Source organism: Candidatus Avelusimicrobium sp. (genome assembly GCF_050873505.1).
Classification (GTDB): domain Bacteria; phylum Elusimicrobiota; class Elusimicrobia; order Elusimicrobiales; family Elusimicrobiaceae; genus Avelusimicrobium.
Genome location: NZ_JBNMIY010000001.1, coordinates 1 through 13,641, shown reverse-complemented (window position 1 = coordinate 13,641; position 13,641 = coordinate 1). Strand labels below are relative to the sequence as shown.

10 protein-coding genes are annotated in these 13,641 nt (G+C 51.9%); all 10 read left to right on the top strand.

Features of this window, described 5'->3' with window-relative positions; all coding sequences use genetic code 11:
* Positions 1-3 precede the first annotated feature (3 nt).
* The 10 genes from ACR0QV_RS00050 to ACR0QV_RS00005 all read left to right on the top strand — a co-directional run bounded on the left by ACR0QV_RS00050 (position 4) and on the right by ACR0QV_RS00005 (position 13,212).
* Positions 4-696: a response regulator gene (locus ACR0QV_RS00050; protein ID WP_428054047.1), complete on the top strand. Its 693-nt coding sequence runs from the start codon at positions 4-6 to the stop codon at positions 694-696.
* A 3-nt stretch (positions 697-699) separates the two neighbouring features.
* Entirely contained in the window at positions 700-873 is a 174-nt protein-coding gene (locus ACR0QV_RS00045; RefSeq protein WP_432634001.1) for a class III signal peptide-containing protein, read from the top strand.
* Between the two features lies 1 nt (position 874).
* Positions 875-2,005: a hypothetical protein gene (locus ACR0QV_RS00040; RefSeq protein ID WP_432634000.1), complete on the top strand. Its 1,131-nt coding sequence runs from the start codon at positions 875-877 to the stop codon at positions 2,003-2,005.
* Between the two features lie 3 nt (positions 2,006-2,008).
* Positions 2,009-2,557, top strand: coding sequence for a hypothetical protein (locus tag ACR0QV_RS00035; protein WP_432633999.1), 549 nt, complete (start codon positions 2,009-2,011; stop codon positions 2,555-2,557).
* A gap of 137 nt (positions 2,558-2,694) precedes the next feature.
* Entirely contained in the window at positions 2,695-4,320 is a 1,626-nt protein-coding gene (locus tag ACR0QV_RS00030) for a hypothetical protein (RefSeq protein WP_432633998.1), read from the top strand.
* Between the two features lie 29 nt (positions 4,321-4,349).
* On the top strand, positions 4,350-5,876 hold the full coding sequence (locus ACR0QV_RS00025; RefSeq protein ID WP_432633997.1) for a hypothetical protein: 1,527 nt from the start codon (positions 4,350-4,352) through the stop codon (positions 5,874-5,876).
* 13 nt (positions 5,877-5,889) lie between these two features.
* Positions 5,890-6,162 carry a hypothetical protein gene (locus ACR0QV_RS00020; RefSeq protein ID WP_432633996.1) on the top strand — a complete coding sequence of 91 codons (273 nt, stop codon included), beginning with the start codon at positions 5,890-5,892 and terminating at the stop codon, positions 6,160-6,162.
* 11 nt (positions 6,163-6,173) lie between these two features.
* On the top strand, positions 6,174-7,619 hold the full coding sequence (locus ACR0QV_RS00015; protein ID WP_432633995.1) for a hypothetical protein: 1,446 nt from the start codon (positions 6,174-6,176) through the stop codon (positions 7,617-7,619).
* Positions 7,620-7,667: 48 nt separating this feature from the next.
* Positions 7,668-9,173 carry a hypothetical protein gene (locus tag ACR0QV_RS00010; protein WP_432633994.1) on the top strand — a complete coding sequence of 502 codons (1,506 nt, stop codon included), beginning with the start codon at positions 7,668-7,670 and terminating at the stop codon, positions 9,171-9,173.
* A gap of 178 nt (positions 9,174-9,351) precedes the next feature.
* Positions 9,352-13,212, top strand: coding sequence for a hypothetical protein (locus ACR0QV_RS00005; protein ID WP_432633993.1), 3,861 nt, complete (start codon positions 9,352-9,354; stop codon positions 13,210-13,212).
* The last annotated feature ends 429 nt before the right edge of the window (positions 13,213-13,641 follow it).

Below are 13,641 nucleotides of genomic sequence, written 5' to 3'. Positions count from 1 at the left end.
GCTATGAACAAGAAGAAAAAAGTAACGGTACTGATTGCGGACGACCAAACGCTCTTCCGGGAAGGGATTAAAGATGTATTAACCGGGGAGAAATGGATTGAGGTGGTGGGGGAAGCCGCCGACGGATTGGAAGCGGTTGCCAAGGCTAAAAAATTAAAACCCGATGTGGTTTTAATGGATATCAAACTGCCGAAGATGGACGGTATTAACGCTACGCGCCAAATCCGCCAGCAGTGCCCCGAAGTAAATGTGCTGATGCTTTCCAGTTTTGAGGACGAAGCACACGTCTTGGACGCTATCCAGGCGGGGGCCAACGGCTATTTGTCCAAAATGCTCCCGGCCGCCGAACTCGTCAATTCTATTAAAACATTTACCAGCGAGGGGTTAATGATTCCCCAGCAGTTAATGGGCAAACTCCTCCACGGCCTGCGCAAAATGGGCGATAACGGTATGCCCTCCCAGGCCACATTGACGAAGACCGAAATTAAGGTAATGGACTATTTGGGCAAAGGGTTAAGCAATAAGGAACTCGCCAAAGAGTTGGGTTGCAGCGTAAAAACGATTAAAAACCACTTGAACAGCGCTTTTCATAAATTGGGCGTAAGCAGCCGCACGGAAGCGGTGGTAAAAGCCATTGAAAAGGGGCTGATTTCGTCGGAAGGCAGAACCGTATCCGACGATATGGACGGGGAATAATCTATGCCGGTAAAGAGGCCGTCTGTTTTATTACTGCGCCGCCGCGGGCAAGCCACTATTGAATATGTGCTTATGCTTGCCACGGTGGTGGTGGTGCTTTCGGCCTTTTTAACGGCGTTTCACACGCACATTGTGCGGTTTTTGTTTATCTTTATCGGGCAGTTACTGGCAAGTTAAAATGTTTAATTGGCAGCGTATAAGACACAAACTCCAAGAGAAAAAGGCACAAATTCTGTTGCCTTCGGTGCTTCTTGCGCCTATTTTCATTTTGGTTATTTATTTGCTGTTTGAAACCGCCAAGGTATCTATGGCCAAGGTGCGCGAGCAGTTTGCCTTGGATAACGCCGCCTATACGCAGGTATCTGCCGCCAGCACTTATTTGAACGCGCTTGGTATGGTAAACGGCCCGCTCCCGTACCGTGTAATGCTGTATTACAAGGACCAGCAGGTCAACGCCACCGACGAAGCCAAACGCCAGGGCCGCCCCGCCAAGGTGAGCGTATTTGAACTTTTTTACCACGGCGGCGGTATCCCGGCTATCGGGCCGGATTACAACACGGGCATAAACGCGCCGCCTAAGGCCGAATCTACCGACTGGGGCCTGCACTATGACCCGGCCATTACCACCAAGGACGAAAACCACTATCCCCGCGCGGATTGGGAAAAGGAATCACCCAAGGAACCGTCGTCCGGCGAGTGGGTGCCGGTAATGAGCCGCGAACTGGTGGAAAATTATTACATCCCGGGTGTGGATTTTGCCAAAAACGTCATCCAATACTATTTGGAAATGTTTTTGTATGTGGGTTCTACATACGATTCCCAGACGTATGTATATAAGCAAAACAGCAAAAACGCTGTTATGTACCGCTCTGTTTATTATTTAAACGTAAGCAACTGCAAACGTTCCGACTGCGCCCGCCAAAGCGCGGCTAAACTGCGCAACTATTTGCCGCTTAACGCACAACCCTTTTACTTAAATAACGTTCGCTTCTTCTTATCCGATTCGTCCCGTTCCGGCGCACACTACGGCGCGTATAACTTGGACTTTAATATGGAAGAAAACGTAAAGACCAAGATGTTCCAGTTTGCCTATTTGGACCCGGGCTCCCGCACGCGTTTGCGCCAGTTCGGGCACGGTATCTTGCTGAAACAAAACTATACGTTGCCGAAAAACCATTTTAATATTAACTTGGAACAAAAATATAAACCGTTTGTGCGTACCACCGTTAAATTGCAGTGCCCGCGCGCCAATAACAACTGCGTGTGGCCGAACCCGTTGCCTAAGTACAACGTAACGCTGGCGCCTTAATTTATGATGATGAAGAACTTTTCTCTCTTCCGCTCCCGCTGCGGGCAGGCCACTACCGAAGTGGTACTGCTGTTTCCCATTTTTGTTATTTTCATTTTGTTTATTATCAAAATCTTCGGGTTGCTGATTTTGAGCCAAAAAATGGAAATCGCGGGGTATTACGCCGGGCGGCGTTTTCAGTTGCAGTCGCACGTTACGGACTATTACGCCAACACGTGGGATAAACGCTTTTTGCAGAAAGACATCCAAAAAAAGGTGGAAAACTACTTGGGTTTTGATAACCCCGGTATGCGGAAATTTTTGAGTTTAAACGAACTCAAACTGGACATTAACACCTCGGGCACTTGGACGAAGGTGGTTATTACCGCCCGCACGCGCCCGCCGCGGATTCGCTTTTTGTGCAAATACAACCGCGACCAAATTTGCCAGCAGGACGCCAAATGCGTAAAAGGTTATAACTATTTGTGCGAGACTGGGGGCGAGGTCGTCAGCACCAAATATGTAGGTGCGAACGAGCGTCCTTCGCCGTACCAACGCCCGGAAGGACGGTAACGGTATAGGAAAATACCCTTGACAAGGGGGTATTTTCTGCCTATACTAAAAGTAGGTAAATGTAACTCTGTGTTTGAGCGCACCCCCGGGTGCGGGTCAACAAGAGTAGTTTTTATTATTATGTTAAGGGGTTTTGTATGTTTAAGTTAAAACCGGGAAATGTCTTCCAAAAGATGAATAAAATGGACCGCAAACAGGCCTATACCTTGGGGGCGATTGTGGTGGTGGTGTTTGTGGCATTAATTACAATAGCTTCCTTTTTGGGCAAGGCGGACGATTCGTCCTTTGAGGATTATAATTCCCGCGGGTACGATTTGGCGCAAATGCCCTTTGTAAACGACGAGGCCGAAGAATATTTGTTAGCCTCCAAATATCCCGATATGCAGGGCAACAATTCTACTATGCTTTACAGTTCGTCCGAAAAAGAGGAACGCCAGGCGGAGGATGCCGCACAGGCCGAGGAAGAAGCGGCCAGCGATACTTCGGCGGAATCTTCGGCTGTGGATTCGTCTTATTCCGGCTATTCCGGGCGCGGTTATTCGGGCCGTGGCGGAGCCAGAACGCCTACGCAAATCGGCCAGTTGGGTTCGGCCAGTATGCGGGGCACGGGCGGAAGCGGTATCAGTGCCACTTGGGGCGCGCCCAAAGGGGACTTTTCTCCCTATAAAAGCCAAGATAAAGGCACCGAAGCGCCCTTGCAATTAAAGAACACGGACGCCAAAAAGGCCTTGTCCCAGTTTGCGCGCGGCAGTGCGGCGGCGGCCGGGTTGAAGGACGGCAAAAGTATCAACGCCAAACGCGCGTTAATGGGTGCCGGGATTAAAGGCAGCGAAGCGTTTTCCGAAACCGGCGGCGTGGATTTGAGCAAAGCGGGCGGCCTTAATTTGGATACCAACGCCCCCGTATCGTCTGCCGATTTGAGCAATTTGGATAAAAAGATTGACGATGCCAATCAAAAAGGTAAAGACGAAAAAAAGAAGGAAGAAGAAAAATTTGGCAACTCCTTGGCTAACGATTTGTGGAAACAGGTTCTTACCAAGATGGTGGATATCGGTATGCAGCAGTTAAGCCAAGGCATTGATACTTGGATGGCCAATATCTCGGCCAACAAGGCGGGCAATAATTATGCGTCGGAATTGGGCAAAGAACTTTTAAACAAAGATGTTTCCGCCTTGACCCCCGATGAAAAAGCCTTGGTTTCCTCCGCTTTGGGTAAGTCGGATTTAGGAACAGGTACGGTGCGCGACGCGTGGAAAAATGGTGGGAAAAAACAGCCGGAAAAACCAGCGCCCACGATGCCCACGAAACCTAGCAAACAAGATTATATGACCTCTTCTTCGGACAACGGTTCGGAACAGGTGTTGGATAAACAGCGTTGGAACGCGGCCAAAGAGCAATATCAGAAAGATAAACAAAAATATGACCAATATAACTCGGATCGGAAAGATGAGGCTGTTGCCTTTGGTAAAATGATGAAGCCTACTTTGGCCCAAGGGTCGGATAAAATGTCCCGCCAATACCAAAGCACGCGTGTATCGGCGTATAATTCCCGTGCTAAACATAGCAAGCAGGAAGTGGTGGAAGTAACGCCAATGCAAAAATCGTCTGACGGGGGACTTGATACGTCGCGGTGGACGGACGAGATAAAGAAAAGACAAGAGAATATGAAGCGCAGAGCAGAAGAGTATCGCCAACAGCAGCAACAGAAAGATCACGAAGAACTTATGAAGTTCTTGCAAAATCCGCCGTTGCAACGTGTATAAAAATTTAGTTTTTAAGTTAGGAGGAATTTATGAATATCTTTAAATGGCTGACAGGCCGGGCCGGAAAAATGGCTCTTTCCGCCGCGCAAGCGGTGGGGCTTTCCGCCGTGGTGGGGGTGGCGGGTATTGCCGCTTGGCAATATTTGGATACGCCCTCCGACAACACGGCCTTCAATCCCGCCGCCCAGTACGACCCGGGCGAGGTGGTTTACGTCGCGGGTGCGTCGGGCGGTTCCTATGGGGCCAATGGCGAAGTGGAATCCGCTTTCCGCGCCAAACCCTCCAAGGCGATTGAAATGACCGAAAAAATGACCTTGGCGCAAAAACAGGCGCAGGCTATGGAGGATGACGTAATTCCTTCTGTGTCCGTGTCTCCCACGCCGTCCGCCTATCAAATGGGCGCAACCGAGGGCTTGGGGATGAACGCCAACGACGGTAAAGGGGAACGGATAGACAACAACCCCTTAGCGGCCATACAGGGTACGATGAACGGGATGAAGGACGTTATCAGCCGCGCGCAGGAGCAAGCCCAAGCGCAGGCCAATGCACAAGGCGAAGCGGACAAGCCGGGGACTCCTACCTTGGCGAGTGCCAAACGCACCAGCGCAGGCTCCTCTAACGCGGGGCACGGTCAGGCGTTTAATTCTTCTTTTGTAATTCAGGACAGCGGTAAATCCGCCAGTTCCCGCGCCGCCGCCGCGGCAGGTTCGCCCGCAGAAGTAGGCAACATTTTTGCTTCCGCGCAGGCGCAGGCCAACCGCACCGTAGAAGGGATGCAAATGCGCTCCCGCGCCAACTTTGGCCCGGGCGATAACTCTTTGGCTGGGGATAAAGAAGTATCCGTAGGTGATGCCCGCTCCTCCAAAGAGGGGAAAGATTTGGTCTTTATTCAAAAGCGTTCCGCCGATGCGGCCCGCAACAAAAACCGCTCCGCCAACGAAGGCTCCCGCGCGTTCTTGGCTAGCACCAAGGTTTCGGGCGGTATGCGCATTGTGGGCGACACCGTGGCTATCGGCCAAGGGCAGGGCTCTAAGGATTTTGACAATGTACACGCAGCCAACCTGCGCGGTATTGGCAGTTGGACCCAAAGCGCGGTGGACGAAGCCACCCAGCGTATGATTGACCGCCAAAACCTGCAAAAATGGCTTTGGAAGGCGATTGCCACCTGCTTGGCCGCAATGATTGCAATCCCTCTGCTCAAAAAAATCCCGCTTTGGGGAACGATTTTGGCAGTTGCTGTGATGGTTGCCGCTTTGGCTGTTGCGGCTACTGCGATTGTTAAGGGCGGACAGTTTGCCCATAAATGGGGCGGCTCGGGTATGTCCACAGCCGTGATAATCGTAGGCGGCCTAATGGCCGCAGGTGTGGCTGTCTCGTTTATTTTGCATAATGCTTTTGCGAAATTCTATAAACTCATTGGCCAGAAATTGGGCTTGTCGGGTGCTTCTGCTTCGTCCGCTTCCGGTGGAGCCGGTGGTGCCGCGGGTGGTTCCCAGTTGGCTGGTTCCAGTGCGTTTCAGGCTGGCGTGCCTGGGGCTCCGCCACCAATTTATTAATGGATTTTGACTTATGCAAATTGGAAATTTGATTATTGAGCCGTGGAATAAACACAATGCTGTTTGGCGCATAGTTGCGCTTTTGCTGGTAGCGTTGTGGGCGGTGTGGGGGGCCGTAATTTATTACGAAAGTGCCCAACTGACCGCCAAGGTGCGCGCTCAAAAAGAAGAGCAACAGCGCGAGGAGGAACGCTTGGAAAGAGCGGCCTCTTACCGCCGTGCCGCTTTGCAACGGCAAGCGCAGCCGTCCGGCGTGCAAAACGCTGTGGACGCGTTTAAACGGTAAGGAGAAAAATTATGAACTTGTTTAAATTTTTAAAAAGCGTCTCCGGCAAGGTGCAACTGACGGTGCTGAATACCTCCGTTACCGCACTTGCTGTGGGCGGCTTGGCTTCGGCTACCTTGTTTGGCGTGGGTGCCGAACAGGGCAAGCAGGAGTTGGCGGTCCGTTCCTTGTCCTCGGTGGCGGGCTCGGCTTCGTCCTACGAGGGATTGCAGGAAAGAAACGGACAACTGACCTCTATTAACATTGTGGATTCCAGCAACAAACTGGCCAACCCCGACGATGTAGCCCGCTTGGGCGATAACGGCTCGGCCAGCCGTTTTGGCCTGGATAAAGTGGACAATGTGGCAGGCTCCTTGGGGCAGGCCGTGCAATTATCCGGCTCCGACGGCTTAAATATGAACGCCAACGTCGCCACCGTGCAGGAAACTGGCGCCACCGGCGAAGCGCGCCGCTATTCTGCGGGTGGGGCGGTGAACGAAGCGGCCCGCCGCGCGGGTGCGGCTAATAATGCTTCCCGCCCGGTAAATACCTTAACGCGCGCCTCTATGGGCACCGTTTCCGGCGGAAATGTGTTTAACCAAGCCTCCGGCGCCTTGGGTGGTGCCCGTGCGAACGGCGCGGCTGGCGGAAGCGATTACCAATTTTCGGGCGCAATGCCCAGCGGTTCCAACTTGGTATCCGCGATGGATACGGGTTCCGGCGCCCGCGTGCAAAATTCCGGCTTTATGGCCGGTGGCAGAAGAACGACCGTTTCCAACGGTAAATTTTCCCGCGGCGGAAACGACTTACAAGCGATTGCCAAACGCTCTGCCGATGTGGCCGGAAACAGCCACCGCGGCGCGAACGAGGGGGCCACGGCCTTTCTAGCGGGCTCCAATAATTCGGGCGGTATGCGCGTAGAGGGCGGCGTAGATGTCGGCACGACGGGTTCTGCCGATTTTAGCACGCCGACCAACCAACGCTTGAAAGCCGTCGGACAGGCAACCAAAAAAACCGAAGATGAAGCCAAAAAACGCCAAAAAGCCCGCAATACGCTTACAGCCTTGCTTTTGGCCAGCGTGGCCGCCACAGCGGTAGCTATTACTTTTGGGTATAGTTTAATTCGGGCTGGAAGAAATGCTACTCCTGTGGGAGTGTGGTCTATTGTCGCTGGTTTGGGTATTATTGCGGCGGCAATGGCAGGTTGTATTACCACCTTGGTAAAAGCCGGGCAGTTTGCTTCTCGCTTTGGGGGCGGTTCGCTCCCCTTGGTGGCGGGGATTTTGGCAGGCTTGTGTACAGCCGCATTGGGCTTTACGATTGTAGCCGCTTTTGCAGGTAAAAACAGCCCTCTTACCAAATTTATGGGCAAAGTAACGGGCGTAATGAAAAAGTTTGCTATGACGAAAGGCAAAACAATGCTGAAAGCCGAAGCAATAAATGTGGCTCGTCAGCAAGGTTCCAAACTTTTAAAATAACCTTATAGGCGGGGGCGTAAACCGTCCCCGCCCTTTTGCGTGAAAATTATGGCAGAACCAAATAAACCGACCGAACAAGAAGAAGAAATAAAACCCTTGCCGCTTTTATGGCAAGAGGTTAAAAATCTCGCGCGCTCCAAAAATGTGCGTATTGTGGCGGCGGTTTTTTTGGTTTTACTGTTTTTAGGTTCCGTGGTTCCCGTGGGCAAAATCCCGTTCCTGCGCAATTTGGCGTGGGCAATGGGCTACTCCGCCGAGGAAACGGAAAATATATCCTTTTTAAAGGCGCTTTTAACCTGGAACGAGCATAGTAAAATTATGAACGGCGAACGCCCGGACCCCGACGGTTCCAATGTGTTCGCGGGTGATTCGGGCTCGTTAAAGGAACAACTGGAAAAGGCTAAGGCCTCCCAACTGTTCAATTTGCGTGCCTTAAATGCTTCTTTGGCCCGCCAAGGCCGCACGGGCGATGCCCTCGCCACCGCATACAGCCAGGTGGATACGGGCGACGGTATCAAGCGCCCGGGCGTGGTGGTCCCCGGTAACGGCGTAGCCAAAACGCAGGCCAATTCCACCCAGCAGGCCGAGGTGTATTTCGGCACGGATTCCTCCGCCCTCGCGCGCAACCCCAAGGACGGGTTTGATTCCACCCAAACGCTTAAAAAAATTGCCAACGCCAATATTGCGGGCGGTAGCGGGTCAGACTGGTTTATGCACGCCGTGGATAAAGCCCGCAGTGTGGATTCGGGCGTTACCGCGCTTACGCAAACGCTCAAAAACGGCGGTGCAATGACCCCGCTTAACATTAATTCGGATTTTGACACCAACAAGGCCCGCAAGGACTTATATTATGTGTGGCTAACGAGTATGGCGGCCAAACGCGCCAAGAACCCCGGGCTTAGCAAAATGCTGGCGGGCGCGGGCTTTAACGGGGCGGAAATGCCCAAGCGCGTGTTTGATTCCTCGGGTATGGCCGGAGGGATGGGCATTGACCCCGATAGCGTAGTGGCGGAAATGGACAGTATCAAAATGGCCCTGCACCAGGAAGAAATGTGCAACGCTTCCCTGAAAGATACGGGGGGGAGCATTGACGCGCAAATTTCCAGTTCCTACGAAGCCATTAAAAGTTTGCCCGGTTCCTTTCCCGCCAGTTGCGACGACGTAAACGGCAATTTTACCAATAATTTGGCGGGTATCCGCAACAGTTGCAAGGCGGTTGAAAAGGCCTATTCCAATTTGAACAGCACCTGCGGCGTAAAAATGAAGAACGCCCAAACCGAAAAATGCACCACCCTGCGCTTGGAAGATAAATACGATACGTATTCCAATTATTGCGAGCAGGAAAAGGAACGCTGCCAAACCTTGGCCACGCTGGAAGAGCAGGAAGCCTGTATGGCGGCGCGCAAAAAATCGGCCGATTACGAGGGCGTCCGCCCGTCGGACATTGAAGCCACGGTTAATGACACTTTCGCCCGCGGGGCGGATTTCTTCCCGGAGCCGGAGTGGGGCTCGTCTATCGGGGGCCATTTGCAGGATACAAAATTAACCCCTTGAAAAAGGCGGATTTAATTGTATAATAGAAGTAAGGGAGTACGCATAAAGAAAGTTGTTACGGAATGGGTATCCAGTTCCGAACAACGGATTTCTTTATTTATGTATCGGGATAAAAATATCCCCCGGCCCTGTAAAAAGGGGCCTCAGCCCAGCAGTTTTATTTTAATAGGAGGCACTTATGCCAGAGGAAAAAGATAAAAAGAAGTCTTTATTCCCCTTTTTAGGCCCGTCTGACGCCAAGAAGGATAATAAAGACAGTTTTACCTTTAGCGATAAGATTAAGAACAGCAAGCCTATGGGTTCTAAATCTTTTGCTAATCGTGTTTCCTCCAAAATCGGGAGCGACGGCAAACCCAGAAAAACTCTCTTTGAGAGAACCAGACGGGACGCGCCGTTCTTCATCGCCGCTTTGGTGGCGCTCTTGTTACTGCCGTTCTTGTACAAGTACAGCGGACAAGTGAGCGAAGAACCTATGGTTACTCCCGGGAGTGAGGAATCCGTGTTTGACCCCGAACGGTACGGCTTTGATACCGCCACGGGCAACCCGGACGGTCAAATCGCCCAGTTTGCGGGGCGCGATTCGCTCAGTTTGATTAAAATGGGCGACGACACCACCGCTTCGGACGAAGTAACCAATGATTCTATTCCGCCTTACCACGACGGGTACGATGCTTCGCAAGAATCCTCTACCAGCACGGAAGTGGAAGAGAATAACACCAACATTTATAAACGTGCCGCGGCTCCTGCCACGCGTGCGGCTTTCCGCCGTGCGGCTACGAAAATCAATCCGCTTTCTTCCGCTGGTTTAGCCACCCGCGGCGGTAGCAGATTGGGCGTAGGTATGTGGGGCGGCGGTATGAAAACGGCGGCCCGCAAAGTGGGTGCCTCCGGCCAGCGCAACAGCCCCAAGCCGGTTTCCTTGCAGCCCTTGCAGGCGGCGGGTAAACCGTCCAGAACCTCTTTTGGTAATGGGTCCGCGGCCGAAGCCAGACGCTCCAAAGACGCTATGTCCAAAGCCAACGCTATGCAGGCGTTGATGGACGCGCAGATGAAGCCTGTCCAACCCGGCAAAATCGGCGGTTTGGGCGGCGGTAGTTTTGGCCCCGGCGGCGGTAAAGGCGATTTGGACCGCAAATTTACCTACAACGGCAAAGAACCCTGGTGGTGGGATATGATGAAAACCCGCGCCCAGAAAGAGTGGGAAGCCAACTTTAACCGCAAATGGGACTGGATTAAATGGAAAGATAAACTGTTGCAGGGCTTCCTGAACGGTATTTTCTCCTGCTTGCTGACGGGTACCGACGATTGGTCTATGGGTAAAATGTTCGGTGCGGCCGCTGGCGAAGGGAAAGAATCTAAATGCGGTAAATATACGGCCAAGGATTGGGAACAGTGCCCTGATTGTATGAACAAGGGTAAATTCGGCAAGGCTTCTTGCTGGGCTTTGTTTAACTATACTGGCTCTGACGGTCAAAAGAACCCGTGGAGTTCCGGTAGCCCGAACGAAGCAACCTTGGGCCCGATTGCCCAGCGTGTGGACTGCCTGAGTAACGGCTTTGGCGGTGCGTTTGGCAAAATGTGGAGCAAACTCTTTGGTAAAAACAAAGGCACGTTTGCCGAAGCAGGCGACTGCAACACCTTTGCCAAAGACGGTATTTATAAGGCTGATTTTGACAGCACCAAAGATGCCGGCAAATGGACCGTGTTCCACTATGTAGTAGGTATTCCTACTGCCAAATTGGCGGCCTATTATCAAATGACGCCTACCAAACAAGCGCAAGAATTGGTGGTGGGTTACATTGATAGAGGTACCACGTTTAACAGCAACATCCCGGCAATGACGAAACGCACTGATTTTGTGCCGTTGTTTGTGGAAAGCGTTGCTATTAAGAATAAAAAGATTAGAAAAGATAAACCCGCGGCTACCCAGGCCTCCACGGGCACGGCGACTGCCGAAGCCGCTTCCGGCAACGAAGTAGCCCCCGAAGATGTAGATGAGTTGAATACGCCTATTGCATACACCAAATTCTTGGGTGTGTTGCGCAAAGGCGGCGTAATGAAAGATGCGGGCGAAACCGACGCCAAAGATTCCTTGACGGTTTCCACCAAAGGCGCCAAACAGGGCAAAGGCTTTGTAACCGGTGCGCGCTGCCCGTATCCGCTGGTGCGTATCACCTGCGAAAACCACGCCACGGTTTCCAGCCAAGGCGCCAAGATTGACGGTATGCCGTATGCTCACCTGACGTTTACCAACGGTATGACGGGTGAACAGGCTTACAATGCTATGAAGTCCCGCTTCCTGATTTCGTATATGATTCAGGGCGACGATAACGACGTAGCGTCCGCGATTACCACCTCTACGGGTATGGCGCAAGGCCAGTATTACGATATCCCGCATATGGATATCAAACCGTATAAAGGTTCGTGGAGCCAGCAAATGACGGGTAACGGTTTTGTAACCAACTCGTTGGGTACGGAACGCCAGGCCAAGGATTTGGCCACGGGTTACCAAGTAATTGCTAACTCCGCCAATATCAAAGCGTTGCGCGGTGATAGAACGAACCCGTCCCGCCGCACGATTATCACGTGGGAAATCCGCCAGTGCGACAGCCTGTCCGTGGACGGCGAAAGCATTAATAAAGGCGGTTGCCAAAACGGTGTTATCAAACAGCGCGACGAGAAGGGTAATGTTACGAAAGTCTTGGGCCAAGACCGCCCGGGCCGTGTAGTCAGCACCGCTACCTGCGTGTATGACGACGGCGGTAACAATTATGTCGGTTTCCCGGTGAACTTGGATGATAAAAACGACCCGGAACCTGTACCGCCTCAGCAGGACCCGAAACCTGAACCGCAGAACCCGCAAGAAAAAATCTTGCAGTTTGCGGATAATATGAACGGCAATAAAGGTATTCCGTCTAAATACCAAGAACGCACGGGCTTACTTAACATCCCGACGCTTTCTGTGAACGGTAAAGGCGGTGCCCGTCCGTTTAACGACGCCGTAAACACCAAAGAGTGCTTGGCGGTGGGGGTGGCCCGTGGTGGCGGTTCTGCCCCCTTGTTACAGCAAGATGTGGCGGCAGATTATATTAACAGCGTAATTGCCAGCACGAACGCTTCCCAAGCCTTTAAGGCGGCGAATACCAAGTTCGTACACTCCGGCAAAGTAAGTGTGCCGCAGTTGGTGGACGCTATGACGGTGGCCTACGCGCAGGATAAAAATGCAAAGGTTCCGTTGGAAGTAGTCTGCTCTTTGGGTAAAACCATTGGGTATAACTCTTACGACCCGCAAATGATGAAATTGCGCGCTCCGTGGAGAAATACGTTTGGTGCGTTTGCCGCCTATACGAGCGCTGATTCCTCGTATTTCCCGGCTCCGCTTACGTTGCAGAACTCCAAGAACTTGGACTTAGCCAATATGTCTGAGGCTCAACTTAAAAAGTTGATTATTGCCGATAGACGCTTCTTGGGTTGCGGTGCAGTAAAGCAGGGTAACGGCGCAACCGTGAAGGCTATGGATAGTGTAAGACCGTACCACTATGGCCGCTACAACTGGAACGAAATGAGAACGGGCGATAAGGCGGATGTGCCGTTTATTGGCCAGACTGGCCGCGACGGTTATTTGTCTGCCTTGGAACGCGGTGGTTGGGTAACCAACGCCAGTGCTCCAAAAGCCTATCCGTTGCACGCCATTGCGGAAGCGGTTGGTTTCCAACGCAAAGAATCCGTAACCAAGCAGGAATTGGCGGCTAGTTCCAACAAGACGATTGACGCCTTGAACCGCAGAGCCTATTTAACGAAGTATATGCACTTGTTTAACGAAAGTGCGGCAGACCCGTGCGGTTTAGGAGATGGTGTAATGCCCGTAGAAGATGCTTTGCGCTATATTGGTGCGCTGTGCATTAACGGTAAAAATGCAAAACCGAGCAACAGCAACAATAGAGTGTGTGGCAAATATTACGGTGTGGCTGGTGAATCCACGACCAGTACCTATGATTCTAATGACACGCTTGATGTGGATAAAATTGATATAGAGTAAGTAGTGAATATCAAATACCCCGGGGGGATAAAACCTCCCGGGGTTTTTTCTTTGTTCTTTTTGCCGTCATCCCGTAGTGTTTGGCGGCCCGCAGGGTTCGGGGAACCGTCGTTATTATAATAGGGGTCATTCTGAACTGGCGGCCCGCAAGGTTTTCAGAATCTACCTTATAGGTTGTTAAAAAACAACAGAAACGACAAACATCCCAATCGGTAGATCCTGAACTAAATTCAGGATGACCTCCAATTTTTATAACGGCCTTTTTTGTTTTTGTCGTCATCCCGTAGTGTTGTTATACGGGATCTGTCGTTTGCCGTTGTCGTCATCCCCGAAGGTTTCTGTCGGGGATCTGTCGTTTAGTAAGAGAGGGACAACAGCCACAACAGATTCCCGACTACGACACTCGGGAATGACAAAAAAAGGACATTT